22 protein-coding genes are annotated in these 26300 nt (G+C 58.8%); 7 read left to right on the forward strand and 15 right to left on the reverse strand.

Features of this window, described 5'->3' with window-relative positions:
* Positions 1-2: 2 nt before the first annotated feature.
* The 12 genes from tssM to ACUXAC_RS04245 all read right to left on the reverse strand — a co-directional run bounded on the left by tssM (position 3) and on the right by ACUXAC_RS04245 (position 16538).
* Positions 3-3638, reverse strand: a complete 3636-nt coding sequence (gene tssM / locus ACUXAC_RS04190) for a type VI secretion system membrane subunit TssM (RefSeq protein ID WP_342119685.1) — start codon at positions 3636-3638, stop codon at positions 3-5.
* Positions 3638-4858 carry a DotU family type VI secretion system protein gene (locus ACUXAC_RS04195; protein WP_060427397.1) on the reverse strand — a complete coding sequence of 407 codons (1221 nt, stop codon included), beginning with the start codon at positions 4856-4858 and terminating at the stop codon, positions 3638-3640. Before ACUXAC_RS04195 ends, tssM begins: the two co-directional genes overlap by 1 nt.
* Before the next feature lie 3 nt (positions 4859-4861).
* On the reverse strand, positions 4862-6208 hold the full coding sequence (gene tssK / locus ACUXAC_RS04200; protein WP_033638522.1) for a type VI secretion system baseplate subunit TssK: 1347 nt from the start codon (positions 6206-6208) through the stop codon (positions 4862-4864).
* 40 nt (positions 6209-6248) lie between these two features.
* Positions 6249-6779, reverse strand: a complete 531-nt coding sequence (gene tssJ / locus ACUXAC_RS04205; RefSeq protein ID WP_060439705.1) for a type VI secretion system lipoprotein TssJ — start codon at positions 6777-6779, stop codon at positions 6249-6251.
* A gap of 29 nt (positions 6780-6808) precedes the next feature.
* Entirely contained in the window at positions 6809-7309 is a 501-nt protein-coding gene (tagV, locus tag ACUXAC_RS04210) for a type VI secretion system accessory protein TagV (RefSeq protein ID WP_055316351.1), read from the reverse strand.
* A gap of 47 nt (positions 7310-7356) precedes the next feature.
* Positions 7357-7749: a DUF4150 domain-containing protein gene (locus ACUXAC_RS04215; protein WP_004934933.1), complete on the reverse strand. Its 393-nt coding sequence runs from the start codon at positions 7747-7749 to the stop codon at positions 7357-7359.
* Positions 7750-7765: 16 nt separating this feature from the next.
* The gene (locus ACUXAC_RS04220; RefSeq protein WP_060420752.1) at positions 7766-8401 is read right to left on the reverse strand and encodes a DUF3540 domain-containing protein; all 636 of its coding nucleotides are present in this window, start codon (positions 8399-8401) and stop codon (positions 7766-7768) included.
* Between the two features lie 30 nt (positions 8402-8431).
* Positions 8432-9499 carry a pentapeptide repeat-containing protein gene (locus tag ACUXAC_RS04225; RefSeq protein ID WP_060439706.1) on the reverse strand — a complete coding sequence of 356 codons (1068 nt, stop codon included), beginning with the start codon at positions 9497-9499 and terminating at the stop codon, positions 8432-8434.
* Positions 9496-12024 (reverse strand): DUF2169 domain-containing protein, encoded by a 2529-nt coding sequence (locus ACUXAC_RS04230; RefSeq protein ID WP_454266514.1) that lies wholly within the window; start codon positions 12022-12024, stop codon positions 9496-9498. Before ACUXAC_RS04230 ends, ACUXAC_RS04225 begins: the two co-directional genes overlap by 4 nt.
* 198 nt (positions 12025-12222) lie before the next feature.
* A complete protein-coding gene (locus ACUXAC_RS04235) occupies positions 12223-12708 on the reverse strand; it encodes a hypothetical protein (protein WP_100395634.1) in 486 nt (161 codons plus the stop codon).
* Between the two features lie 12 nt (positions 12709-12720).
* On the reverse strand, positions 12721-15093 hold the full coding sequence (locus ACUXAC_RS04240; RefSeq protein ID WP_226908262.1) for a type VI secretion system Vgr family protein: 2373 nt from the start codon (positions 15091-15093) through the stop codon (positions 12721-12723).
* A gap of 512 nt (positions 15094-15605) precedes the next feature.
* Complete coding sequence (locus tag ACUXAC_RS04245) at positions 15606-16538, reverse strand: LysR family transcriptional regulator (protein ID WP_070914634.1); 933 nt, start codon at positions 16536-16538, stop codon at positions 15606-15608.
* Between the two features lie 97 nt (positions 16539-16635).
* On the opposite strand from ACUXAC_RS04245, the gene pcp reads away from it, so the two are divergent.
* On the forward strand, positions 16636-17283 hold the full coding sequence (pcp, locus tag ACUXAC_RS04250; RefSeq protein ID WP_060420769.1) for a pyroglutamyl-peptidase I: 648 nt from the start codon (positions 16636-16638) through the stop codon (positions 17281-17283).
* Positions 17284-17317: 34 nt separating this feature from the next.
* On the opposite strand, the gene ACUXAC_RS04255 is transcribed toward pcp, so the two are convergent.
* The 3 genes from ACUXAC_RS04255 to ydgT form a co-directional block, all read right to left on the reverse strand.
* Positions 17318-18349 carry an NADP-dependent oxidoreductase gene (locus tag ACUXAC_RS04255; protein ID WP_060420772.1) on the reverse strand — a complete coding sequence of 344 codons (1032 nt, stop codon included), beginning with the start codon at positions 18347-18349 and terminating at the stop codon, positions 17318-17320.
* A gap of 85 nt (positions 18350-18434) precedes the next feature.
* The gene (uspC, locus tag ACUXAC_RS04260; RefSeq protein WP_060420775.1) at positions 18435-18854 is read right to left on the reverse strand and encodes a universal stress protein UspC; all 420 of its coding nucleotides are present in this window, start codon (positions 18852-18854) and stop codon (positions 18435-18437) included.
* 197 nt (positions 18855-19051) lie between these two features.
* Positions 19052-19267: a transcription modulator YdgT gene (gene ydgT / locus ACUXAC_RS04265; RefSeq protein ID WP_038876804.1), complete on the reverse strand. Its 216-nt coding sequence runs from the start codon at positions 19265-19267 to the stop codon at positions 19052-19054.
* Positions 19268-20615: 1348 nt separating this feature from the next.
* Here ydgT and flhD point away from each other — a divergent pair.
* The 6 genes from flhD to cheW all read left to right on the forward strand — a co-directional run bounded on the left by flhD (position 20616) and on the right by cheW (position 26177).
* Entirely contained in the window at positions 20616-20966 is a 351-nt protein-coding gene (gene flhD, locus ACUXAC_RS04270) for a flagellar transcriptional regulator FlhD (RefSeq protein WP_033643537.1), read from the forward strand.
* Entirely contained in the window at positions 20966-21550 is a 585-nt protein-coding gene (gene flhC, locus ACUXAC_RS04275) for a flagellar transcriptional regulator FlhC (RefSeq protein WP_019452971.1), read from the forward strand. The genes flhD and flhC overlap by 1 nt, the downstream gene beginning before the upstream one ends.
* 145 nt (positions 21551-21695) lie before the next feature.
* Entirely contained in the window at positions 21696-22586 is an 891-nt protein-coding gene (motA, locus tag ACUXAC_RS04280) for a flagellar motor stator protein MotA (protein ID WP_015378266.1), read from the forward strand.
* Positions 22583-23662, forward strand: a complete 1080-nt coding sequence (gene motB, locus ACUXAC_RS04285; protein ID WP_308343452.1) for a flagellar motor protein MotB — start codon at positions 22583-22585, stop codon at positions 23660-23662. Before motA ends, motB begins: the two co-directional genes overlap by 4 nt.
* Positions 23659-25644, forward strand: coding sequence for a chemotaxis protein CheA (cheA, locus tag ACUXAC_RS04290; RefSeq protein WP_421115095.1), 1986 nt, complete (start codon positions 23659-23661; stop codon positions 25642-25644). The genes motB and cheA overlap by 4 nt, the downstream gene beginning before the upstream one ends.
* Before the next feature lie 32 nt (positions 25645-25676).
* Positions 25677-26177 (forward strand): chemotaxis protein CheW, encoded by a 501-nt coding sequence (gene cheW / locus ACUXAC_RS04295; protein WP_025303271.1) that lies wholly within the window; start codon positions 25677-25679, stop codon positions 26175-26177.
* Positions 26178-26300 lie beyond the last annotated feature (123 nt).

Here is a 26300-nt window from a genome sequence, read left to right on the forward strand (position 1 = left end):
GGCTACGGGCACGAGAAGGCCGGCAGTTGGAACGGATTACGGATGCTGTTGGGCGTGAACTCCAGCGTGACGCGATGGCCGTCGAGATTGAACGTCGCCTGGCGGCCGAGGCCGCCGGTGCCCGAGGATTGCGCCATGTCCACCAGGCGGTTCAGCGCCCATGGCCCGCTGGTCACCAGGCTGGCGGTGGTGCCGTTGGCCAGCGCCAGCTGCAAATGCACCTGGTTGGTATTGCGGGTGCCCGGCCAGCTGACCACCAGCGGTACCTGAGGGCCATGGCTATATTTGAACAGCTGGCCGTCGATATCCAGCGTCAGGTTGAGGATGTCGTTATCCATCCGCACCGGCCGCACGGTCACGCGGTACGAGGGCGTCGCGGTACCGTTGGCGAAGAAGGCGTCGCGGATGCGCTGCGCCTGCTGGAACGAACGCAGGATGCCTTCGCCGCCGGGCAGCGTCTTGCCGTCCACGCCGGGAGTAAAGCGCCAGTTGGCGCGGGTGGTGTCGACCTTGCCCTGCAGATTGTCGCGGAAGAAACTGTCCATCAGCCCGCTGTTCGGCGCGAACATGCGCGCCAGATCGTCCGGCGTCACGTCCTGGCGCGCCCGGGCCACCAGCGGATAACGGCCGGCGATCGCCTGGCGGCAGAAGCTGCCGACCTCGAAGCTGATGCGCTTTTTCACGTTCTCCATCTCTTTACGCTGGGTGTCGCTGCTGGCGCCGATCGCCAGCGACAGCAGCATCTGTTTGAACGGCACCGGCAAGCGGCCGGATTCGGCCTGCAGACGCGGGATGATGTCGCTCGGCGGCGCCGACATGCCGCTGTTGGCCGCACCCTGTACTGCCGTCAGATAGCTGTATAGCTCATCGACCTGCTTCAGCACGCTGTCGAAAGGGATCGCCTTATTGCCTTCGCCCTGGCTTTGCGCCAGCTCCAGCAGCGGCGCGAAGTGCGCCATCACCAGCTGTTCCGGCTGGGCCGACACATCGCCGTCGGCGTTGGCCGGCCGGTTGGTGAACAGCGCTTCCAGCGTGCGGTTGGCGTTTTGATTCAGCCTGTCTTCGGTTTTGGCCAGCAGCGAACGGGAATCGGCGTCGCTTTTCTCGTCGCGCAGGGTGACGTTTTTGCTGACGTTGACCAGCAGGTTACGCATCGGCGACGGGTTGCCGGAGAGTAGCCGCGCGCTGCTGATGCGCTGGGTCAGGTTGCCGATGTTGGCCAGCTGGATATCTCCCAGCAGCGCATCCCAGGCGCTGATGAAGTCCTGCATGTACAGCTGGCGGATGGTCTTGGTCAAATCGGCGCTCTTCTGCTCCGGCGCCTGGCTGTTCAACACCCAGACGTCTTCCTTGCGCAGCGTGTCGGTCACCGGGTCGATATTGTCGCTGAACGCTTTCCAGTACCCTTGTGAGGTGAACAGGCCCGGCACGCCGTCGGTGACCGGTTTGCCGCTTTTGCGGCTGAACGCCAGCTCGGTTTGCGGGCCGGCCAAATCGACCAGGCTGACCGGCTTGATGTCGGTCTGTTTCAGCAGCAGACGTTTGAGGCGGCCATAGACGCGCTGCGACAGCGGCGCCCGATTGATGGCGGCCTGCGCCTGCGCCACCAGCGGTTCGTCTTTGGCGTAAGGCGAGGCCTGGATCTGCGTATCCAGCAGCTGGCTCAGGTGCCATTCGATCTGCTGCAGCTGTTTCTGCGTGCTGCCCTGCGGCAGGTTGCGCTGCAGGTTGAGCATCACCCAGGCGCGCAGGAATTTGCCGTCGTACTGCTTTGGCAGATACAGCATCTGATAGGCCTTCAGCGCTTCGTAGCTGAAGTCCGCATCGCCGTGGTTGTCGTTGCGCAGCGTGGTGGCGATCTGTTGCGCCACCTGCGGCAGCAGCAGTTCTTTCAGCGCTTTTTGGTACAGCGCATTGCCGGCGTCGCCCACCTGATCGCCGCGGAACAGCCCCATGCGGTAGGTGAACGGCGGATCGTCCAGCGAAAAGTTCTGGCTGTCCGGCAGGTGCAGCAGGCTATTGAGGAACGGCAGCAGCGAGAACATGTCGCCGTTACCCAACTGCGTCAGGTTTTGCCCCTGGCGTTCGACGCCGGGCACCTTGGCGGCCACTTCCGCCAGATAGGCCTTGTTGTTGCCGTAGCTGGTGAACCAGAGCATCGCCAGCACCGCCAGGATCACCGCCAGCGCGATGTAACCCGCCCAGTGCAGGGCGCGATTGCGGTATTCCCACCAGCGGTTGCTGCCCGCCAGCCCGGATTCCTGGAAGACCACCGATTCCAGCGTCTCTTTCAGGAAGAAGCTTTGGCCTTTGGCTGCCGGGATCGGCGTTTCCTGGCCCACGCTGTCCCAGGCCGCGTTGGCCTGCGCCCCTGAGTTTGCCGTCGGCAGCTGCAGATAGCGGTTCAGCTCGCCCATCACCCGGTCGAACGGCAGGCCTTCCTGCGTGCCGCTGGTGAAATAGATGCCGCGCGGGGTAAAGCGGGTTTCAAAACTGGAGGTGGCGAACACCTGTTCCAGGTATTGACTGAGCAGCGGGCGCAGGGCAGCGAACTCCTGCGGGAACAGGTAGCTTTCGGCGCGCTGGCGCGCGTCGTGCTCCATCAGCAGCGTATCCGGCAGCGCCGCGTCCAGCCGCTGTTGCAGCAGGGCGTATTGCTGTTCGAAAGCGGCGTTGAGATTGAAGTCCGGCTGCCGCGAGCGCTCGTAAGGGAAGGTGAACCCCCAGATCTGGTCGCGCTGTGCTTTGTCGAAGCTGCCGAAGTAGGCCATAAAGCCGTTGAGCAGGTCGGTTTTGGTCACCAGCACATAGACCGGGAAGTGAATGCCCAGCTGTTCGTGCAGTTCGATCAGGCGTTTGCGCAGCGCGCTGGCCTGGGCGGCGCGCGCTTCGGCGCTGTCGCTCAGCAGATCGGCCACGCTGATGGTCACCATCACGCCGTTGATCGGCTGGCGGGTGCGGTATTTTTTCAGCAGCGCGACGAAGCTTTGCCACTCGCCGGCATCTTCTTCGCGCTGGCTTTCCTGCGTGGTGTAGCGGCCGGCGGTGTCGAGCAGCACGGCGTCGTTGGTAAACCACCAGTCGCAGTTGCGGGTGCCGCCCACGCCGCGCAGCGCGGTTTTGCCGAAGCGATCCGCCAGCGGGAAGTGCAGGCCGGAATTGACCAGCGCGGTGGTCTTGCCGGCGCCGGGCGCGCCGATGATCACATACCACGGCAGCTGGTACAGGTATTGGCGGCTGAAGCGGGTCATCCAGCGGTGTTTGCCGCCCTCCTGGCCCGGTGCGAAGCGCGCCTTCTTCAGCAGCTGCGCCGCTTCGTCGAAGCGCTGCGCCAGCTGTTCGTCTTGTTTAATCTCGGGCTTGCCGTCTTCCGCCGGTACCGCTTCGGCGGCGCGCAGGTTGCTTAGCAAACGGCTGTTGAACCAGGCGCTGTAAAGGCGCGGGATCAGGCGGCACAGGAACCAGATCAGGTAGATAACGCCGATGGCGATCTGGCGGTTGAGTTCCGGCTCCAGCGGGCGATAGTCGCCGATGGCCACCAGCGGGCCGATCATCCAGATGATGAACGCCAGCGCGGTGATGCCGACAAAGCCCCACAGCAGGCGGCTGGTGATGATGGAGAATAACGTACTGAGCATTACTTTCCGGTTCCTTGCGGCAAGCCGTTGATTTCCGCCTGGGTATTTTCCGGGGCGACCAACAGCGTAATTTCTACCCGGCGGTTCAACGCGCGGTTCACTTTGTTATCGTTCGGCGCGACGGGGTTGCTTTCGCCGCGGCCCTCGGCCTTGACCCGCTGCGGGTTGGCGAGGTGCTTTTGCAAGCGGGCGCTGACCGCTTCGGCGCGCGCCAGCGACAGCTCCCAGTTGGAGGCGAAACGGGCGCTGCGGATCGGCACGTTGTCGCTGTAGCCGGTGACCAGGATCTTGCCGCTGACGCCGTTCATGGCGGCGGCGATGCGGTCGATGACCGGAATATAGTTGGCGCGCACCGTGGTGGCGGCGGAGTCGAACAGCCCGTCGCCTTTGAGGATCACCACGCTTTGCTGCGCTTCGTCGCGCACCACCACCAGCCCTTCGGCGATCTCTTTGCGCAGGAAGCTTTTCAGGCTCAGCGTCGGCGGCGCGGCCGGCGCCGGGTTACCGATCGCCACCTGCGGCAGATTGGTTTGGTAAATCGCCGCCAGCACCGGGCTGGTGTTGTCGCCCAGCCGCCAGTTGAGGGCGATGAACAGCAGCGAAGCAAGGAAGCCGGTCAACGCCACGCAGGCCCACAGCGGCACCAGCGGGCGCCACAGTTTCTGCTGTACCGGCAGGTCCAGCGCATGAGGCGACAGCGGCGGGGCATAGCCGCCACGCACCGATCGGATCAGCTGCAGCAGGCGCTGCTTCATGGTTTCCAGCTGCGAGCGGCCGTTTTCCATCACCCGGTAGCGGCCTTCAAAGCCCAGCAGCAGGCAATAATTGATCAGCTCCAGCAGGTTGATGTGCTCGCGCGGGCTTTGCGACAGCTTGGCCAGCAGCTGGAAAAACTTCTCGCCGCCCCAGGTTTCGTTATGGAAGGTCACCAGCAGCCCGCTGCCGGACCACACGCTGTTGCTGCCCCACGGGGTCAGCGCCGCCGCTTCATCCAGCGCGGTGCACAGGCAATAACGCGCGCCGATGATCACTTCGTACGGCAGGTTGGCGCGTTGGCCGCGGATCTCGAAGCGGCGCATTTCGTCGATCAGCTGTTGGCGCAGCTGCGCCGGGTTGGCGTGCGTGGCCGACTGGCGGATCTGCGAAATGGCGTTCAGCAGCGGGTTGGCGGCATCTACCAGCGGGTTGGCCGCCGGCGCCGTGCTATTTTCCTGAGTCATAGGTTACCGGTCCGTATGGCTGCGAATCGCCCAAAATTCCATGTCCAGCCCCGGGAATTCGCCGGCCAGGTGCAGGGCGAAGGCGCTGGATTTTTCCATCTGTTTCCACAGGTCGCCGCCTTTTTCCAGCTCGAAGTAGGTGTAGCCGGCGTGATAGGGGATCTGGCGCGGCGCGGCGGGCATGGTGCGCAAACCGATGCCCGGCAGCTGCAGCTGCACCAAATCGCGGATGCGCGTGACCGGTGCGATCTTCATCTGCGCCGGGAAATGGGTCAGCAACACCTCGGCGGCCACGTCGGCGCGCACCGCCAGCACGAAGCCGAAATCGCGCATCATTTTGGCGTCCTGCACGGTGGCGACGTTCAGCCCGTGGGAGCGTTCGACCAGCGTCAGCTGAATGGCGTTGTCTTCCAGCACCACCGACAGCCCCTGACGCAGCAACAGCATCAGCTTGCCGAAGCACAGCGCCAGGTTGTCGTGGTCATACACCGGCAGGCGCCCTTCCGGGGTGCGCTGCGCCGAGAAGCTGGCGAGCTCGGTGGCGAACTGCAGCCAATCGGCGAACAGGCGCTCCGGGTGCAGATGGTCGAGGTGGTAGGCGTGGCTCACTTGGCCAAGATGGCGGTTGATCAGCTGCAGCAGCATGAAATCGACCATTTCGGAACTGCCGCCGCGGCCCGGCTGCAGCAGGCGCTGGCTCATCTGCTGGCTGCGCTGTTGCAGCAGGCCCTGCAGATCGTTGATGAAGGTTTTCAGTACCGGGTTGCCCTGGCAGTTCAGCATCGGCGGGATCTGCGCGGTATCGAGGCGCAGGCTGTTGTCGCCGCGTTTTTCCAGCACGCGGGTCACGCCGAGCGCGGTCCATTCGGCGTTGAGTTCGCTCTCCAGCATCAGCCGCAGGCGCAGGCGGCCGAACTGCAGCGCCGCGCTGCCCACCGAGACGGCGTTGAGATCGTCGACTTCGTTCTCGTAAGCCAGATAGCGCGCCAGCGCCTCTGGGCTTTCCTGAAAGATCACGTCTTCACGCCCCGCGCGATAGGTCGGCAGGGCCAGCACCACGTTTTCACCGGTCTTGTTTTCGGCGATGGTCAGCGGCGCGGGTGCCTGCTGGGCGCCGGCGAAGCGAAACGGCGTGCCGTCCGGCATGATGCCGCTGGCGGCGTTGAGCGCAATCTTGCCCTGGCGCAGCAGCGTTTGGTCCAGATCCAGGGTCAGGAACCCCCAGAAACAGCCGCTGTGGGCCTGGCCCCAGTTGCGCATATAGCCTTCGAGATAGTTTTCCGCCTGCTGGAAATGGTGAGGGCGCAAAAACATTCCCTCAGTCCAGACAACCTTATGAGCATCTTTCATCATCACACCTATAGTTACTTCGCTTCAGCGCAGCGGTAGGTCAGTCGACCTTTTTTACGGGGCGCAGGCCATTCACGCCCGCGACGATATGCGCTTCCAGCTCATCCGGCGAGAATTGCCATACCTTGTAGAAATTGGTTTCGGTGGGTTCCGGCAGCGGCAGTGAAATGCGCCAGGTCTTGCCGTCCAGATTTTGATACTCGGCGATTACGCCGATGTAGCGCGCATCCAACGCGCTTTGCCCGCCGAGCTTCTTGCCGGTCTGGCCCGGCGTCAGGAAGAACTGATCGCTGTCCAGCAGGCTGTTGCCGAGCACGCTTTTGGCGTCGTTTTGCAGACTGAAGAAGTCGGCATCCATAAATTCCGCATCCGAACGCAGCAGCAGCACGCGGATTTTGATCGGCGCCGGTTGCGCGCCGGCGGCGGCGTTGACCTGGCGATCGGCATCGAACACCAGGCTGTAACGCGACGGCACGCTTTTGGCGGAAGACATGCAGCCGCCGAGCGCCAACGCGCCCAGCAGCAGAAACAGCATCCCGCACCAGCGGGAAGCGATAGGAGTCGTCATCATGGGAATCTCGTCGCCCGCAGGCGTGCTGACTACTGGAGGATCCAGGTAGCTGAACCGGCGTTTTTACACGCCTTGCTGTCGCCGCCGACTTTGACGCAGTCCTGTTTGGTGGCGCGTGCGCGGCGCGGCAGATCTTTGCGCAGCGTCGATTTGTAGCGCGCTTCCGGTACGCCGGCGTTGGCCTGGATATACCCCACCAGATCGCCACCGCGGATGGCGGAGATCGCCAGCCAGTTGTTTTCCACTTCGCCCAGCGCGTAGAACGCGGCGGCGTTGTCCAGGCTGCCGACGGCGGTGCCGGTATAATTCGGGCTGCTCATGATGCTGGCGGCGTACAGGCTGCGGTACTCCTCACCGATCGGTTTGAACTGCTTCGGCGCGCTCACCGCGGCGCGGTGCTGCAGCGTGACGCCGTTGACTTCACTGCTGACGATAGCGTCGTTATTGAGCGCCGGCGGCGGTGGCGGCGGGGTGGAACAACCGGCAAGCGTCAGGGCGGTCAACAGCGTCAGGGTAATCCGTGTTTTCACAATGTCCTCTTTTCTTGATTGAATGGCTGTGTAATAAGGCGCCGTCATCAGGGCGCAAGCAGCAACACTTTTAATTGGCTCGGCACGATGCGCATGCCGAGCGCGTTGGTGGAATTCTGCAGGCTGAGGCTGGTCAGCCGGGTGGCCGGGGTGCCTTTGAGCAATACGGTAAAGGCGCCGGTCAGGTGGCGGGACGGCCCCATCACCGTCCCGGAAGCGACGCCGGTGGCCACGCCGGGGTTGTCGCCGTTGGTCAGCGGCGTCACCGTCGCCATGTTGTGCGCCGGGGTGCCGACGAACAGAATGTTGAACGCGTTCGGGATGGCGGTCGGTGCCAGGGCGATATCCGGGTAGGGCACGGGCACCGGCGCCGGGCTTGGCGTCAGACAGACGTCGGGAAACGCCAGGTCCACGCCGATCATTTGGCTGTTGGCAAACATAAAAGGCCTCCGCAGGTTATCCGACGTGGATTTGTTCCGAATCCAGCTTGGTGATGTCTTTTGAGGTAATGAGCGTGTTGCGGGCATGAATGCGGGCGTAGTCTTCCGCCTGATAATCCAGCTGCCCGGCGCGCACGTGCTCGGTTTGGCGCACTTTACGGAACAGCGAATGGCTGATCTGGCTGACCGAATGCCACAGCGACTCGCAGCGCTTGCCGACCAGGCGGCTGATACTGACGAAGGCAGACAGCTCCTCGCCGCTGTATTTCATCTTGTCGACGTGGCAGTCGCCGCTGTTGGCCTGCAGCGTCATGGCGTCGCCGCTCAGCTTTAGCGCCTGCGCGCTGTGCAGCGACAGTGAACCGCTCGGCGTTTCAATTTGCAGATCGCCTGTGACGCAGAGCCGCGCTGCGCTTTGCGGCTCTGCACGTTCGAGAACGGCGATCGCCCACAGCTGGTGGCCGCAGCCGGCGACCAGCACGTTATCGCCGAGGGCCGGCGTCAGCAGGCAGCTCGCCGCCCGGCGGCAATGCCAGCCGCGGCCTTCGCACTCCACCACCAGGCTGCCGTCCGGCAACAGGTTGACGACCTGGCCGGCGGCCTGCTGGGGCGGTGCGATGTTGACGGCGCGAGTTGTGTTGGCAACGCTCATGGTGATCCCCTCGTGAAGTGGTCAATGCATTCAGATTCGGCTCTGGCGCTGTGCGCTCCAGGTTTCGGCGGCGTACAGTTCTTCGTCGCGCTCGAGAATTCCGCTGCGATCGCCCCAGCGCGTTTGCTGCTGGTGGGCGCGGTGCATGCGGGTGCGCATAAAGCGCGCGCGCCGGAAATCGGCGGCGCCGATGTCGGCATAACAGAAATCGGCGTAGGTCAGGTCGCTGTCGCTGAAATCACAGCGTGCCGCACGGCTGCGCTGGAACACGCATTGATACAGGCGCGCCTGGCTGAAGTTGGCGGCATCCAGCGTCGCTTCGCTGAAGATCGCCTGATCGAACTGCCCGCTGAGGCACTGCGCCTGAGTCAAATTGGCCTCCAGCCACAGCGACTGCTGCGCTTGCACGCCCGTCAGGTTGGCACGCCGCAGCGAAGCGCCCTTGAAATTGCTCTGGCGCAGCGTCGCCTGGCTGAAATCGACGTCGTCCAGTTGGTTATCGGTAAACTGGCAGGCGATGAGGCGCTGCCCGGCGTAACTTTTGCCGCGATGGTCACATTCGAAAAACGTGACGCGGTCGAAAAAACAGTTTTTTAATTCAGTCGTACGTAGGTCAAGACGAAAAAAAGTGACAAGCGTCAACTGACTTTGAGCCAGATTAACCTGCAACAATGCCGTTTCGTAGAAAGTCACGCGATCCTGAATAGACGCGCAAAAGTCACTGCGTTCGAGCGGGCAGCGCATAAACTGCGTTTGGTCGAGCACGGTCTGTTTGAAACTGGCGTCGTTCAACCGGCATTCATTGAAAATGCTTTGCTCCAGTCGGCATTCCGTGAAGTTGGCACCCGCCAGGGCGCACTGATTGAAGGTGGTCTGGTGCAAGGTTTGCCGGGCGAAACAGCACTGATCCAGACAGCATTCGCTGAAGGTGGCCTCCTGCAGATTGCATCCGCTGAAATCTATGCCTTGCAGGTTTACTCGTGAAAAAATCATGCCGGACAAATCCCAGCCGCGCAGATCCAAATGGCTGATATCACATTCCTGCAAAGGTTCACCGCGCTCTATTTGCTGCCGAACGCTTTCTGCTTCAAGCGTCATACTTTCTCCTGAGCGGTGCGAGGCAGCGTTTTCGTTTGCCGGGTATAAGCACCTTCAATTTTTGTTGAACCGTCGATCCGCGACTGCGACAGGTCGGCCCGGAACAAATTCGCGCCGCGCAAGTCGGCACCGCTGAACAGGCTTTTTTGCATCACTGCGCTGACAAAACTGGCATTCGACAGATCGGCGTTGCTGAAGTCGCAGCGGATGAACAAGCTGCCATTGCCGTTCGCTTTCTGCAGGTTGGCGGCGGTGAGCTGGGCCTCGGAAAAGTCGCTGTTATCAATCCGTGCAAGACGGAAACAGGCCTGATGTAGCGGTAACTGACGCAAATTGCATTGCTTGAGCGTCGCTTCGCTGAAGTTTGCTCCTGGCATCGCGCTTTGTGCGACAAAAGAGCATGTTTGCAGCCTGGCACCCTGAAAAGAGCAGCCTTCCGCACGGGTTTCGACCAACGAACAGGTATCGAGCCGAGCATGGCTGAAGTCGAATCCTTCGAGTTGGCAGCGAATGAACGTCACCTTCTCCAGCTTGGCTCGGTGAAATTTCAGCTGGCTCAGTGTTAAAGCCATCATCGTGATCACAGAGAGTGTGGCCTGAGAGAAATCACACTGCGTCATAAAGGTGCGGTATCCCGCCAACTGCTCCAGTCTGCTTCCCGTGAAATTGCAGTTTTTGAACAGCGTTTCCTGAATATTGGTTTCCACCAGGGTTGCGCGAGAAAAGTCAGCGTTCACACAGTGGGCCAATGCCAGCGAGGCGTAATTGAGGTTAACCCCTTGCAAGCGGGCGTCGGTGAAGTCTGCACGTGCCAACATCGCCTGTTCAAAATTGGCATGATCGAGGCGGCAACCGCTGAAATTGGCGTTTTCCAGCAAACAACGGCTGAAGTCTGCGCCGGTGAGATCCAATCCGGAAAGATCGGCGCCGGTCAGATCGATACCGCTGAAGTTTTTATCGCCGCGTTGGGTGGCCATCGCGCGGTTACGTATTATCGTTGCTAAGTCGCCGCTCAGGCGTGGCGCTGGACCTTGCGATTGTGCGGTCATCAGGTAGGCCTGGTACAGCGCCTGTTCCTGTTCTTCCAGACGGCGGCGATCGGCAGGATCGCTGTGTTGGTAAAGCAGATCCCGCATCTGCTGGAAGTTTTCATGCCCACTGCTTAACGGCGACTCGGCGACGCTTTGCGGATCAACCCCTTGGGCTCGCAGTTCGTCATACAGGGCCTGCTGTCTTTGCTCGGCTTCTTGTTCAAGACGTTCGACATAGTCGGGCAATTCATCCAATGCGGGGCGTTCCGTAGGGGGAAGCGCTTCATCGATGTCCTGGCCTTCCGAGAGCCGGCGATCGCGATAGTGTTGCTGCAGGTGTCGCTGATAGCGAGTGAGGTTGCGTACCGCCGGGCTTTCTTCCGTCGATTGCTCCGTATCCAGCCAGGGGCCGATAGCTGATTCAGGTACCAGTTCTTTCTCGCGAAAAGCGAATAAACCGCCTTTCTCGGTATCGCTGCGTTGGCGCAACACTTTGCGATAATGATTGGCAGAACGAGTGGCCCCAGACAGCTCTAACGCCGGCATAAGGTGCAGAACGTCAGCGGCGTCGTCTTCGTCAATGCGTGCGCTGCCGTGATAAATCAACAGCATCTGTTGGCGATGTGGAAAGAACCAGACCGTCGTGTGCCGCATGGCGATCTCTTCGAGCTCAGGCTCACCGTGCCGCAGACGATTGATAAAACAACGGGCTACCCATGCGGGTAGCTGTCCGTGTTGACAGGGGATCTGCGGGTGCATGTTCCAAATGCGATAGGTGGCACCGCTCGGAAGTGCGTCGCGCTGTGGCCACTGTTGATCGTTATCCGCCATATTAAACAGGCGCCAGTCAGTATCGCTGGCCAACCCTGGGAATTCATGTTGCAGCCAGTTGGCGTCATATTTTTTGCCTATGCGACTGAAGCGGCGCGGCCAATTGATGTCCAGCGCGTCAAAGCTGACGGGGAGCGGCGTCTGGCGCGGCGAGCTCAGTCGATTGTGCAGGGGTTCGATATTGGGGAGAGGGCAGCGAGAACCCCGTGGACATGTTTCTGGGTTAGCGCCAAGGCCGTGCGGGTTTTCAACCCATTGTGGGCCGCCGAAAGCGCGGCTCCAATCCAGACGCATTTCATCAAAGGAGAGTGGGGATGAGGGGCGGTCATTGATCCAGTGACGATCGCCGAAGACCACCAGCGTTTTCTCCAGCGTATCCAGTTGGATTTTAACCGCACAAGCCGTTTTATCAGCTTGATGATGGGTATAGGCGTAGCCGGTGGCAAGAAATTCTGCGCAGGCTTTGGGGAAGGCGAGATCGAGCACGCCCCCGCTCAGTGCCAGCTCTTCGCTGGCGAGCTGCCATAGTTCAGGCTCGGGACGCAGACGTGGGGATGCCCCCATATCGGCTAATGCCAAAACGGAGACGCCAAGGTAATTTTCCCCCTGCCAACGGTAGGGGCGATGAAGCGTGCTCAGACGCAAAGGTTTTACGACTTTCATTGTGTGTGCAAGGCTTCCGGTAGATACCTGCGGGGCAACATGTTGCGCCGCACAAAAACAATCCCGTTTTTCGCTTTATTGGATATCAGGCAAAGTCACATCAGATGAAAATATTCACCCAAAGTTTGGTTCAGGGGACGCTAACGTTCCCCCAATCGAAACGACGGATAAGATATAAATGCTATTAATTATAAATAGTTATATGGAAAGACCCCTGCGTACCAACAGGACTGTTGCGACGGATAGTGCGGCAGCGATTGCCTTGGCTGTAAATTGAACACCGCTTTCCAGGTGATAGGGCGCAAAGAAACCGACCACGGCGGATGCCAGCACCAGCAGTGCGGCGAGCAGAGCGAAGCATCCCAGTTCTCCCATCTGCGACAGCCCGCCGCCGGGAGAGGTTACGCCCAAGTAAACCATCAGGAAACCGGGCAGGATAAGGAAACCGATCAGCTCTGCGGGGTAATTCACCGCCGACATCACGTACTGGTTGTATTTCAGAAGTGCCAACATCAGCACGACAAAGATGAGCAGACGTGCAGGGAAAGACAGTGGTTTATTTGTCGGCAAAATATTTTTGCAAATTGCGGCGATGAGTACGCCGCCAACCAAAATGCCGAACAGGGTAAAGACGACTTTTCCCCAGAGACTATCCTGTGTCGCAAAGTCAATAAACGAACCCATCGTGACGCTTCCTTATGAAATGGATGTCAGGATCGCAATCGCGAGCCTAATGGAACAATAAGTCATTTTCAGATCGTTGAAATCGGCTTCCGGACCTTTTTTATACAAGATGAACTGGGGTTCGAACTTCACTACCGCGGCGGTTTTAACATCGACGGTCAGGCCGCCGGTAATGGAGAATGCCGCGCCAGTCTTGATGCCGACATCCAGCCACTTAGTCCAGGTCATGTTCTTGGGGCGGATGATAATGTGCTCACTGTCGCTTTTTACCGTCACCTTGTTGCCGTGGATGTAAATATCCGAACCGCTGGGGCCTTCGCCATCGACGGTGGCGATCTTAATCTTCGACGCTTTCTGCACGTAGTCTGTGGCGGTGGTGACGGTTAATTTATTCTGAGAGCGCGTTTCTTCGCCGCTGACGGTAGAGGTCAGGTTGCCGGTGATATCGAGGCTCTTGTCGCCGGCCGCCAATTTGGTGCTCTGGTTCCCGCTGGTTATCTCCAGCTTCTTGTCGCCGGTTTCGATTTTCGTGGACTGGCCATACTGCTCAATGGTGGTGTCCTGGCCTTGCTTAATCAGTTGGGTCTGCTTGTTTTCAATCGTATGGTGGCGATTGCCCTTCAGCAGAATAGTCTGATCGCCAGTAATGTTGACGTTATCGCCGCCGTCGTGAATGGTGAACTGACGCCCGGCTTTAATACCTACCTGTTGTCCGCTGTTGAACGTGGCGGTTTCAGGTCCGGTAACGGTGGTATTACGCATTGAGCCGAACAGGAAAGTGGCATTGCCGATAACCTGGTGGTCCTGCGTTTTGCCGATGCGGGTGAAACGATTGCCGTCAATATTGACGTTCTTGTCGTTTTCCACCGTCATGTTCATGTTGCGTTCGGCGTGCATGTCGAAAGATTCGTTGCCGGGCGCGTCTTCCAGGAACAGGAAGCTGGCGTTGTCGGTGCCGCCGCCTTTGCTGCGGCTCATAAAGCCCATTTTGGTGGCGTCGCCGGGCAGATCCCACGGTGGCATGCTGTCTTCGTTGTAAACGCGGCCGGTGATGATCGGGCGATCCGGATCGCCGTTGATAAAGTCGACCACCACTTCCTCACCCACACGCGGGATCTGGATCCCGCCGTATTTCCAGCCGGCCCAGGCGCTGGAGACGCGCACCCAGCAGGAGCTGGTTTCATTGCCGTTGCCGTGGCGATCCCAACGGAACTTGAGTTTCACCCGGCCATATTTATCGGTCCAGATGCTTTCGCCTTCCGGGCCAACCACTTCGGCGGTTTGCGGGCCATGGGTTTTCGGCCAGGGCGTGGTGCGCGCGGGGCGCCAGTTGATGCCCGCCGGGACGACCTGAAATTCGGTACGTTGCTCGCCGGCGTCGTTATCATTGCTGGCGTAGCTGTTTTCCTGCATGAAGTAATGCGCGCTGACGACCAGGTAGGCCTGGTTGTCTTCCGTGCGCGGCGCCTGGGTCAGTTGGAAACGGTAGCCGGGGGCAATGCCCTGCGAACTGCCTTCGCCGCTCATCTGTTCATGCTGCGCTTCGAACTCCTGCTGGCGAACCTTGACGTAAAACTGGCCGTGGGCGTGATCGGTATAACGCCCGGGCCAGTCGAACACCTCGGCTTTGTCCTGCGCGAACGAGGCGGGATTCTGCCGGGCCTCCAGCAACCGCGCGCGCGGTTTGCGAAAATCGTAGTCGTCCAGGCTATACAGGCTGGGCGTAATGGCGTCCGAGACGCTCCAGCTGTTGATGCTGTCTTTATTTTCCACCAGGCCGCCTTCCGCGAGCTGATAGGGAATGCTGGCGTAGCCGGCGAGTTCCTGATGTGCCGACGGCGCATCAGCCAGCACCAGCGTATGGCCGTCTTGCTGGTGCGTGAAATAGTAATAGATGCCTTCGTGTTCCATCAGGCGGCTGATGAAGTCGAAATCGCTCTCCTGGTACTGCACGCAGTATCCCCAGATGCGGTAGTCGTAGCTCAGGCGATTATCGATTTTCACCTGATACTGCCCCAGCACCTGAGTCAGGATGTCGGGAACGGTCTTTTCCTGGTAGATGCGAAAGTCGCGGTTTTGCGTCAGATACCACAGCGTGGGGCGCAGCACGGCGCGGTAGATATAGTAACGGTTGCCGCCGGCTTCTCTTCCGGAGAGCGTCATGCGCGTGATATTGCCGTTGAGATAACGCGGCGCCAACGGATTGCCCCGCAGCTCCAGCGTGATTTTTTGTCCCAGCAGTGCTTTCAGATCGAGCCGATTGTCGGGGCTGAGCAGCTCGACGTCGAATTCGAACAGCCCGGCCAGTTTTTCCTCACCGGAAAGGCTTCGGAACAACAGCTGATGGGCGGGCAAAGGCGTGTGCGCAATGATAAGGCGATCCATACTATTCCCCGGTTTAGGCATAGCTACCGCACGAGAGTTGACGCGCGATCCCGATGGCGTATCTGTCACGAATTGAGACAGGAACTGACGAAAGATTTAACAAAGTTTACACAAAGGCACGATTTGTGCAGTCTACAATAGAGCTCTGCATTTGCAAAATAGCCTTGTGGATCAATGCTCAATTCGTTAACTTGCTCACGATCTTGATTTTTATTATCTAAAACATATAGATGCGAGCAGATCATTTTTTATCTCAAATTATTGGTAAATTGGTAATACCAAAAAGTAAATCTGTAACACTTAAACCAACGTGTTTATAAAACAACTCTTTTTTTTCGTAAAAAAAGTCACTGACTGTTTTTTATCCTTACCATTTGCCAGTTAAAGATGATCAAATATATAAATTTGTCGAATGTTAATTCGGATGATTCCTATTTGGTGGGCGAAAAAAGGCCCAGCGACGGGGCCTGAGGTGCGGGTTTGAACGATTGAAAATGCAGCGAGTGCCGGCGTTAAGCCGGGCAGAAATCGAAGGGAATTTGGCCGATCAGTTCGCAGAGCCAGATTAAGGCCGGGTCGCGTTGCGCCTGCCGGCCGGCGATCAGTTCAATGGGAAAGGGGGCGATGGCCAACTCGTCGGGCAGCGGGAGAAAACGTACGCGTTGCGGATCGGAAAAGCGCAGAGCCACGCTGGCGGCCAGGGTGGCGATCAGATCGCTGCCGGCGACCACGGCCGGCAGAGCGACAATATGCGAAAAGGTTACGGCGACGCGCCGCTGGCCGCCGATTTCCGCCAGGCGACGGTCGACTAATCCTCTGGCAGAGCCGTCGTCGGCCGGTGCGTACAGCCCGTGCGGCAGGCTGAGATAGCGCGCCAGATCCCAGCGGCCATCCGCCAGCTGTGGGTGCGAACGGCTGGCGATGCACACCAGATGCTCTTCAAACAACGTGCGCACATAGTGGCTTTCCGTACCGGAAAGATGCCCTCCCAGCGCGATGTCCACCTCGCCACGATCCAGCTGCCGGTAAATATTGTGACGATCCAAGCGCGAAACGCGAATATCAATGCCGGGCGCTGTCTGACGCAATCGACTGATGATGGCGGGCAACAGTAAGATATCGGCATAGTCGCCGGCCGCCAGCGTAAAGCGCCGTTGCCCGGCGGTGGCCGGATCGAAACGGGCAGGGGGTGCCAATGCCAGGTGGATCTGTTCAAGCACCTGCCGTATCTGCGGCATAAGCTGATGGGCGCGCGGCGTGGGCGCCATGCCGCCGCCACTGCGAACAAACAGCGGATCGTTCAGCAGCGTGCGCAGCCGCGCCAAGGCATTGCTGACGGAGGGCTGGGCGCGGTTGAGACGCCGGCCTGCGGCGGTCACGTTGCGCGTCTGATACAACGCCTCGAACACCACCAGCAAGTTGAGATCGACGTTGGCTAAATTCATTTTATGAATACTCTATATACAGATAATCCATTTCCAGAATCATACTGCGTTCTCTAGGCTGGTGGCACACGAATTTGGCCTTCAGTCAGGAGAAATGATGAACAAAGTCTTGGTTACCGGCATTGAGCCGTTCGATGGTGACGCGGTGAACCCTTCCTGGCAGGTCGCGCAGGCATTGGCCGGTGAGCAGATCGCCGGCGCGGAGATCGCGGTGCTCGAGCTGCCCTGCGTATTGGGCCAGGCCAATCTGCAGTTGATCGCTGCGATCGAGGCATTGCAGCCGCTGGCGGTGATTTGTCTGGGGCTGGCCGGGGGCCGTGCCGAGATATCGCTGGAACGGGTGGCCATCAATCTGATCGATGCCCGCATTCCCGACAATGCCGGTAAGCAGCCGATCGACGTACCGGTCGTCGCCGGCGGGCCAGTGGGCTATTTCAGTACGCTGCCCGTCAAAGCCGCGGTGCAGCAGCTGCGCCGGCAGGGGATCCCGGCGGGGGTGTCTTATACGGCAGGCACTTATAACTGCAACCATATCTTTTACGGTCTGCGGCACTATCTGGAGACGCAGCACGCGAAGGTCAGGGGGGGATTCGTGCATATTCCGTACAGCCACACGCTGGCGGCGGCGCATCCGGGCAAGCCGAGTATGGCGCTGGCGACGATGGTGGAAGCGGTGCGCACTATCGTGCAGGTGACGCTGACGGTAGAGGAGGATGCGCGATTCGGCGACGGTGCCGTGCATTAAAAGCAGGGCGTGGTGTACCACGCCCTGTTACCGGTTACTCGTCGGCGACGCGGATCACCAGTTTGCCGAAGTTCTTGCCCTGCAGCAGACCGATAAACGCCTGCGGCGCCTGTTCCAGCCCGTCGACGATGTCCTCGCGGAACTTGATTTTCCCCTGCTCGACCCAACTGCTCATCTGTTGCAGGAACTCATCAAAGCGAGAGCCGTAGTCGTCGAAGATGATAAAGCCTTGCATACGAATGCGTTTACGCAGGATCAGCCCCTCCAGCAGCGGCAAACGGTCCGGCCCGGCGGGTAATCCGGTGGCATTGTAATGGGCAATGATGCCGCAGACCGGAATGCGGGCTTTGGCGTTCAACAGCGGCAACACAGCGTCGAACACCGCACCGCCGACGTTTTCATAATAGATGTCGATGCCCTGCGGGCAGGCAGCGGCCAATTGCTCGGCAAAGTCGGGCGCGCGGTGATCGATGCAGGCGTCGAAACCCAATTCTTCCACCACATAGCGGCACTTTTCCGCTCCGCCGGCAACGCCGACAACGCGGCAGCCTTTCAGCTTCCCGATTTGGCCGACCACCGAACCGACTGCCCCGCTGGCGGCGGCCACCACCAGCGTTTCACCCGCCTGCGGTTGGCCGATATCGAGTAACCCCATGTAAGCGGTAAACCCTGGCATGCCCAGCACGCCCAGCAGGCGGGAAGGGTGCGGCAGGTGCGGGCCGAGGTTGCGCAGGCCGCTGCCGTCGGACAGGGCATAATCCTGCCAGCCGTCATAACCCAGCACCCAATCGCCGACGTTGAAGTCGGGATGCTGTGAGACCGCCACGCGCGAGACCGTGCCACCCACCATCACCTGACCGATCTCGACCGGCGGCGCATAAGAAGGGGCATCGCTCATGCGCCCGCGCATATAAGGATCCAGCGACAGATAAACGGTACGCAACAACAGCTGTCCCGCGCCGGGCTGCGGCACGGGGACGGTGTCGAGACGAAAGTTCGCCGCCGTCGGTTCGCCGTGGGGGCGCGAGGCCAGCAGGAAGCGGCGGTTCTGTTGAGAAGGGGACATCGAGAGCTCCTTTGCATTGCGACAAACAAGGTTCGTTAAGCCTAGTTCAGGGGCGGCAAGGCAACGTTACCGAATGTGCTTAGCCTTAGAGCGGGACGATCAGTACGTCAATATGGCTGATATTGATGAAGCGGGCGGCGGAACAGGAGACTTTGTTCATCATGCCGTCGCGGTGATTGCCGCACAGCAGCAGGTCGAACGGCCTGCTGCGGCTGGCGTATTCCAGGCTGTCACCCAGTTCGCCGTGCACGATCAGCATATCAGCAATCGGGTAACCGGCGCGTTGACGCAGCTCTTCCATAAACAGCCGGGTTTCCTCCTCCATCAGCGTGCGCAAATCGCCCAGCATCGGCCCGGCGAAATTGTTGTACATTTCCGGGTTGGCGAGGGTGCTTAACAGGGTGATGTTGCCGGCGTAGGGGCGGACGATAGAGACGGCCTTTTCCACCAGGCGGTGGCTGTCAGGCGCGACGGCGACGGTGACCAGAACGTTTTGATACCCCATATCCCACTCCTTGTTGTTTCCGCCGTGTTTCAGGCTGCCGCGTCGGTGGCCTTAGAGAACATGCTGCGCTCGGATAAAGGGTAGAACCTGATGGGCGTAATAAATGTGTTTCGCATCACGCGCGGCAATAAAAGCGGCGTTTGCCCGGTTATATAGCAATAAAAGATAAAACCGTTGCCGCACGTAATTTCGCTGAATTAAAGCACCTGCGCCCACAGCGTTTTCGGCACCTTGCCCAGATCGAACAATTTACCGGCAACCAGCTCGGCGCGACGGTGGTCGGCGGCGCGGTACATGTTGCTAATTTCTGTATCATTTTCAATGGAATAGTTCAGTTTGTCGTACACCTTTTCCAGGCTGTCCAAAGAGGAGCATTTACGGAATGTCAGCAAATATTCGAGCGTATCGGTCATGATTAAAATATAGCCTGTTAATAGTTAAAGCCGGGTGAATAACACATCAGCGGCTCACGGCGACGCCGCCGAGGCAGTGATGTACGACCTGACAAAAATCATTTCAAGTAGATAAATTGCACTGGGTAATAATGAGGCGTCGCCTGCGGCGGCGCTTCGATAAATCATAATATGCAAGTGCGTCATCAGCAATCTCATCCTGCTGATAAATGAAGAAATAGGGAAAGTCTCAGGGCGAGGCTGCGCGGATGACGGCAGAAGCGCCGCTGTTCCTGCTGCGCGCCAGTTCGCGCTGTCGCTTTTGCGGCGTTTTTTTCACCCGCCCTAAGAGGCGCAACGGCATTACGCGGTGTTTGTCATTGCCGCTTGCGTTGAGGTTTCACCTCCCTGACGCTGAAGATTGGGGGGAGTAAAACAAAACTGCGTTTTATTTTATCGCAATGAAAGGATGGAAACGGGGGCGGGTTAATAATCTATTCACCTGCGGAATAATTATAACGGCGACAGAAAAGAAATAAAAAAGCATTAAAGTTTTAGGGTGTGCTGCCGATATGCCGTTTTAGGGGTGATTTAACGTAAAAAGACCATTCTTTCGCCGTGCTGATACGGAAACATATCGTTACGTCTGTTTGCTTGTTCACTACGCCAGCGAATCATTGATAAGCCTTAATCACCTGATGTTGAAAATTAGAACAGCCTCAAGCGGGGGGCTTAAGTCAAATCTGATAGCTAATAACCTTATAGTTTACAGCGGTTATTTTTCAGCTTGGATATTTTTTAGCGGCTTAACTGGTTATTTATGCTGAGTTTGTCGGCTACATGCAGATTTTTGTTCTGTTATTTTGGTTTGGTGATGCTTTTGTTCGAATTGATCTAAAAAAGATAATTTTTTGGCTGATAAACATTGTTTTTAAGACGTTTTTTTACCTGTGTCTGTTTTGTGAGCAAAATGGTGGTCAATAAGTGTGCGTATTTGGGGGTATTTGGCTTAAATATTTTTTATTTTTGTGATCTATGTCACATTGTATTTAAAATTGCCTCTCACTTACATTGTGTGTGCTAATGGTTCGGGGGTAGAGTTGCGCTGATTTAGGAATAATCTTATTAAATTTGTAAAAATAGTTTCATGGTGACTAAACACTATCGAAGCAGAATGCTGTACATCCATACACGTTGGTTTACGCTCGTAGCAAATACTGAACAGTGGTCGAATTTAGCGATTGGCGAAAATTATAGCAGTCGTTTTTGAGAGATTAATTTGCCAACTTTGGGAAACAACCCAGGTCACGGGCGATAAAATTTATCACCCAGCGTATGTTTTTAAACATAGTCTGTCGGGATGGGGAATATGGGTACGTCTGAATTACTTAAGCATATTTATGACATCAATTTGTCATATTTACTTTTAGCACAGCGTTTGATCAACGATGAAAAAGCGTCCGCGATGTTCCGCCTTGGTATCGATGAAACCATGGCCGACGCGTTGGCGCAGCTGACTTTACCGCAAATGGTCAAACTGGCCGAGACCAACCAGCTGGTTTGCCACTTCCGCTTTAACGATCACCAGACCATCGAACGCCTGACCAAAGAGTCGCGCGTCGACGATCTGCAACAAATCCATACCGGCATTTTGCTATCAAGCCATTTACTGCAAGAGCTATCGAGTAAAGACGCTAGCCCGACGAAGAAAAGAGCCTGATGATGGTTGAGAAAAGTATTGTTCAAGAAGCCAAGGACATTCAGCTCGCCATGGAGCTGATTTCACTGGGAGCCCGTTTGCAGATGCTGGAGAGCGAAACCCAGCTCAGCCGCGGGCGCTTGATTAAACTTTATAAGGAGTTGCGCGGTAGCCCGCCGCCAAAAGGGATGTTGCCGTTCTCAACCGACTGGTTTATGACCTGGGAACAGAATATTCACTCGTCGATGTTTTACAACGCCTACCTGTTTCTGATGAAAAGCGGGCAGTGCAGCGGGGTCGAAGCGGTGATTAAAGCCTATCGCCTCTATCTGGAGCAGTGCCCCCAGCAGGCCGGCGATGCGCCGCTGCTGGCGCTGACCCGTGCCTGGACGCTGGTGCGTTTCGTCGACAGCGGCATGCTGCAGCTTTCCGCCTGCAGCTGCTGTGGCGGCGCATTTATCACCCACGCGCACCAGCCGCTGAACGGTTTCATCTGCAGTTTATGCCAACCCCCATCCCGCGCCGTAAAAAGACGTAAACTTTCGCCGCAACTGGCCGATATTATTCCTCAACTGCTGGACGAGCAGGTCAAACGCGCCATTTGAGCCGCCACATTGCCGGCTCTCGGCAATGAATACCGACGTGTGATACGCAGGGGCGGCATGCCGCCCCCAGACACGCAGCCTGGTCTGTCGCGCCAGGGCGCGTTTGCCCCACCTTCCATCCACATTGTTAATTTAAGGAATGCGTGTGCTAGTTATTTTGGGTTATCTCGTGGTATTGGGTGCGGTGTTTGGCGGCTACCTGATCGTGGGCGGTCATCTCGGTGCGTTATATCAACCGGCGGAGTTTCTGATTATCGGCGGGGCGGGGGTCGGCGCTTTCATCGTCGGCAACAACGGCAAGGCGATCAAGGCTACGCTGCGCGCGCTGCCGCGGCTGATGCGCCGTTCCAAATACAACAAAGATCTGTACATGGATCTGATGGCGCTGTTGTTCCGCCTGCTGGCCAAATCGCGTCAGCAAGGCATGCTGTCGCTCGAGTTCGACATCGATAATCCACAAGAAAGTGAAATTTTCTCTAATTATCCGCGCATCCTTGCCGATAACACCCTGGTGGAGTTCATTACCGACTATTTACGGCTGATGGTGAGCGGCAATATGAATGCGTTCGAGATCGAAGCGCTGATGGACGAAGAGATCGAAACCTACGAACAGGAAAGTGAAGTGCCCGCCGGCAGCCTGGCGATGGTGGGCGACTCCTTGCCGGCGTTCGGTATCGTCGCGGCGGTGATGGGGGTGGTGCACGCCCTGGCTTCGGCCGATCGGCCGGCAGCGGAACTGGGCGCGCTGATCGCTAACGCCATGGTCGGTACTTTCCTCGGCATTTTGCTGGCCTACGGCTTTATCTCGCCGCTGGCCACGTTGCTGCGCCAGAAGAGCGCCGAAAACGTCAAGATGATGCAGTGCATCAAGGTCACGCTGCTGTCGAGCCTGAACGGTTACGCGCCGCAGATCGCCGTCGAGTTTGGCCGTAAAACGCTGTACACCACAGAACGTCCTTCTTTCGTTGAGCTGGAAGAACACGTGCGCCGCGTGAAAGCGCCGGCGCAGCAGGCGACGGAAGAAGAAGAAGCATGAAACAGAATCATCCGGTCGTTCTGGTCAGAAAGCGCAAGTCGCATCATGCCGCCCATCACGGCGGCTCCTGGAAGATCGCTTATGCCGACTTTATGACGGCGATGATGGCGTTCTTCCTGGTGATGTGGCTGCTGGCGATCGCCAGCCCGCAGGAGCTGACGCAAATCGCCGAATATTTCCGCACGCCGCTCAAGGTCGCCCTGACCAGCGGCGACAAGAGCAGTTCCGAAAGCAGCCCGATCCCGGGCGGCGGCGACGATCCTACCCAGCAGCACGGCCTGGTGAGAAAGCAGGTCGACTCGCCGGACTCGCGCGCCGAAGAGCTGCGCCTGAACAAGCTGCGCGAAAAGTTGGACGAATTGATTGAGTCCGACCCGCGCCTGAAGGCGCTGCGTCCGCATCTGTTGATCAACATGATGGACGAAGGGCTGCGCATCCAGATTATCGATAGTCAGAACCGGCCGATGTTCAAAACCGGCAGCGCGCAGGTCGAGAGCTACATGCGCGATATTCTGCGGGCGATAGCGCCGATCCTTAACGACCTGCCGAACAAGATCAGCCTGTCCGGCCACACTGATGATATCCCTTACGCCACCGGCGAGCGCGGCTACAGCAACTGGGAACTGTCGGCCGATCGCGCCAACGCCTCCCGGCGCGAGCTGATCGCCGGCGGCTTGGCGGAAGGCAAAGTGCTGCGGGTGGTGGGCATGGCGGCCACCATGAGCTTGAAACAGCACGGTGCCGATGACGCGATTAACCGTCGCATCACCGTGCTGGTGCTGAATAAGCAAACGCAAGAAGGCATCGAACACGAAAATGCCGAAAGCAACGCGATGGATATCGCCCAGCCGGATAGCCTGAAGCAGCTGGCGCCGTCGGCGACTGCGCCGGCCAGCCAAACGCCGGAACCCCAGGCGGTAACGCCGACCGATCAAGCGACGCTGCCGCCGGCGGCGGACCCTGTCGCTCAATCGCAGGCATCCCCGGCGATACCCCCGGCCGGCCAAGCGCCGGAACAACCGGCGGCCGCACCCGCACCGACTAACCGCGACTCACAGCCAGAGGTGACCCCGTGAGCATGGACATTAGCGATTTTTATCAGACCTTCTTTGATGAGGCGGACGAGTTGCTGGCCGACATGGAGCAACACCTGCTGGAGCTGGATCCGCTGGCCCCCGATATCGAGCCGTTAAACGCCATCTTCCGCGCGGCGCACTCGATCAAGGGCGGTGCGGCGACCTTTGGCTTTTCGGTGCTGCAGGAAACGACCCACCTGCTGGAGAACCTGCTGGACGGTGCAAGACGCCAGGAAATGAGCCTGAGCACCGAGATTATCAACCTGTTTCTGGAAACCAAAGACATTATGCAGGAGCAACTGGACGCCTATAAAACCTCGCAACAGCCTGATGCCGAAAGCTTTGAATACATTTGCCAGGCGCTGCGCCAGCTGGCGTTGGAGGCGCAACAGCAGCAGGAGGCGCCTGCGGCTCAACCGGCCGTTCAGCAGCCTGTCGTGAAGCCGGCGGCTGCGCCGGCGGCGATCGAAGGCGGCATGCGCATCAGCCTGAACGGGCTGAAAGCCAGTGAAATCCCCTTGATGTTGGAAGAGCTGGGCAACCTCGGCGAGGTTAAAGACCCTCATCAGACGGAACACAGTCTGGACGTGACGTTGCTCACCTCCGCCAGCGAAGACGACATCAGCGCCGTGCTGTGCTTCGTGCTGGAGCCGGAACAAATCAGCTTCTCGACGCCGACGCAGAGCGAACCGGCCGTTGCAGAAGCGAGCTTACCGGCAGCGGTCGCCGCGCCGCCTGCCGCCAAACCGGCCGCCGCTCCGGCGGAAGCGCCGAAAGCGCGCGCCAAGGCGAGCGAGTCCACCAGCATTCGCGTGGCGGTGGAAAAGGTGGATCAGCTGATCAACCTGGTGGGCGAGCTGGTGATCACCCAGTCGATGCTGGCGCAGCGCTCCGGCACGCTCGATCCGGTGAACCACGGCGATCTGCTGAACAGCATGAGCCAGCTGGAGCGTAACGCGCGCGATCTGCAGGAGTCGGTGATGTCGATCCGCATGATGCCGATGGAATATGTCTTCAGCCGCTATCCGCGCCTGGTGCGCGATCTGGCCGGCAAGCTGAACAAACAGGTGGAGCTGACGCTGCAGGGCAGTTCCACCGAACTGGACAAGAGCCTGATCGAACGCATTATCGATCCGTTGACGCACCTGGTGCGCAACAGCCTCGATCACGGTATCGAAGAGCCGGGCACCCGCATCGCCGCCGGCAAGTCGGCGGTGGGCAATCTGGTGCTGTCGGCCGAACACCAGGGCGGCAACATCTGCATTGAGGTTATCGACGACGGCGCGGGCCTGAACCGCGAAAAAATTCTCGCCAAGGCCGCGTCGCAAGGGCTGGCGGTGAGCGACAGCATGAGCGATGAAGAGGTCGGCATGCTGATCTTCGCACCGGGCTTCTCCACCGCCGAGCAGGTGACCGACGTTTCCGGCCGCGGCGTCGGCATGGACGTGGTGAAACGGAATATTCAGGAGATGGGCGGCCACGTCGAGATCCGTTCGCAGGCCGGTAAAGGCACCACCATCCGCATCCTGCTGCCGCTGACGCTGGCGATCCTCGACGGCATGTCGGTCAAGGTGAACGACGAAGTCTTTATCCTGCCGCTGAACGCGGTGATGGAATCGCTGCAGCCGCAGGCGGAAGATCTGCATCCGCTGGCCGGGGGCGAACGCGTGCTGCAGGTGCGCGGCGAATATCTGCCGCTGGTGGAGCTGTATCGGGTATTTGAAGTGGAAGGCGCCAAAACCGACGCCACGCAGGGCATCGTCGTTATCCTGCAAAGCGCCGGCCGCCGCTATGCGTTGCTGGTGGATCAGCTGATTGGCCAGCATCAGGTGGTGGTGAAGAATTTGGAAAGTAACTACCGCAAAGTGCCGGGCATCTCCGCCGCGACCATTTTGGGCGACGGCAGCGTGGCCTTGATCGTCGATGTCTCGGCGTTGCAAACCTTGAACCGTGAAAAGCGTCTGACGGACGCCGCCGCATAATAATGAGTTTATTGATTTAAAAGGTGAATGATATGGCAGGATTGGCAGCCGTCAGCAAATTGGCTGGCGAAACGGTAGGGCAAGAGTTTCTGATTTTTACCCTGGGCAACGAGGAGTACGGCATCGATATCCTCAAGGTGCAGGAAATTCGCGGCTACGATCAGGTGACCCGTATCGCCAACACGCCGGCGTTCATCAAGGGCGTCACTAACCTGCGCGGCGTGATCGTCCCGATCATCGATCTGCGGGTGAAATTCTCGCAGCAAAGCGTGTCTTACGATGAAAACACCGTGGTGATCGTGCTGAACTTTGGCCAGCGCGTGGTGGGCATCGTGGTCGACGGCGTTTCCGACGTGCTGTCGCTGACCGCCGAGCAGATCCGCCCGGCGCCGGAGTTCGCGGTAACGCTGGCGACCGAATACCTCACCGGTCTCGGTTCGCTGGGCGAGCGCATGCTGATCTTGGTGGATATCGAAAAGCTGCTGAGCAGCGAAGAGATGTCGCTGGTCGACAGCGTGGCGAAAAGCGTCTGATTCATGACCCGAGGGGGCAGGGTGCTGCCCCCTTCATCCATCACTCTTCCTGACCTGTCGCAACGCCGCCGACCTAGCCCGGAACCCCCACTAAAAATAGTTACTTTCCCGCATAAAGTTTTG

It is taken from the genome of Serratia sp. 121840015-1 (genome assembly GCF_053627655.1).

What these genes read in the sequence shown, in the direction of transcription:
- tssJ (WP_060439705.1), bottom strand. Translation starts at nt 6,779, where the DNA reads ATGATGACGACTCCTATCGCTTCCCGCTGGTGCGGGATGCTGTTTCTG.
- ACUXAC_RS04225 (WP_060439706.1), bottom strand. Translation starts at nt 9,499, where the DNA reads ATGACGCTTGAAGCAGAAAGCGTTCGGCAGCAAATAGAGCGCGGTGAA.
- tssK (WP_033638522.1), bottom strand. Translation starts at nt 6,208, where the DNA reads ATGAAAGATGCTCATAAGGTTGTCTGGACTGAGGGAATGTTTTTGCGC.
- ACUXAC_RS04195 (WP_060427397.1), bottom strand. Translation starts at nt 4,858, where the DNA reads ATGACTCAGGAAAATAGCACGGCGCCGGCGGCCAACCCGCTGGTAGAT.
- flhC (WP_019452971.1), top strand. Translation starts at nt 20,966, where the DNA reads ATGATGGTTGAGAAAAGTATTGTTCAAGAAGCCAAGGACATTCAGCTC.
- flhD (WP_033643537.1), top strand. Translation starts at nt 20,616, where the DNA reads ATGGGTACGTCTGAATTACTTAAGCATATTTATGACATCAATTTGTCA.
- tssM (WP_342119685.1), bottom strand. Translation starts at nt 3,638, where the DNA reads ATGCTCAGTACGTTATTCTCCATCATCACCAGCCGCCTGCTGTGGGGC.
- uspC (WP_060420775.1), bottom strand. Translation starts at nt 18,854, where the DNA reads ATGGGGTATCAAAACGTTCTGGTCACCGTCGCCGTCGCGCCTGACAGC.
- ACUXAC_RS04235 (WP_100395634.1), bottom strand. Translation starts at nt 12,708, where the DNA reads ATGGGTTCGTTTATTGACTTTGCGACACAGGATAGTCTCTGGGGAAAA.
- ACUXAC_RS04220 (WP_060420752.1), bottom strand. Translation starts at nt 8,401, where the DNA reads ATGAGCGTTGCCAACACAACTCGCGCCGTCAACATCGCACCGCCCCAG.
- motB (WP_308343452.1), top strand. Translation starts at nt 22,583, where the DNA reads ATGAAACAGAATCATCCGGTCGTTCTGGTCAGAAAGCGCAAGTCGCAT.
- ACUXAC_RS04245 (WP_070914634.1), bottom strand. Translation starts at nt 16,538, where the DNA reads ATGAATTTAGCCAACGTCGATCTCAACTTGCTGGTGGTGTTCGAGGCG.
- pcp (WP_060420769.1), top strand. Translation starts at nt 16,636, where the DNA reads ATGAACAAAGTCTTGGTTACCGGCATTGAGCCGTTCGATGGTGACGCG.
- ACUXAC_RS04240 (WP_226908262.1), bottom strand. Translation starts at nt 15,093, where the DNA reads ATGGATCGCCTTATCATTGCGCACACGCCTTTGCCCGCCCATCAGCTG.
- ydgT (WP_038876804.1), bottom strand. Translation starts at nt 19,267, where the DNA reads ATGACCGATACGCTCGAATATTTGCTGACATTCCGTAAATGCTCCTCT.
- ACUXAC_RS04215 (WP_004934933.1), bottom strand. Translation starts at nt 7,749, where the DNA reads ATGTTTGCCAACAGCCAAATGATCGGCGTGGACCTGGCGTTTCCCGAC.
- ACUXAC_RS04230 (WP_454266514.1), bottom strand. Translation starts at nt 12,024, where the DNA reads ATGAAAGTCGTAAAACCTTTGCGTCTGAGCACGCTTCATCGCCCCTAC.
- cheW (WP_025303271.1), top strand. Translation starts at nt 25,677, where the DNA reads ATGGCAGGATTGGCAGCCGTCAGCAAATTGGCTGGCGAAACGGTAGGG.
- ACUXAC_RS04255 (WP_060420772.1), bottom strand. Translation starts at nt 18,349, where the DNA reads ATGTCCCCTTCTCAACAGAACCGCCGCTTCCTGCTGGCCTCGCGCCCC.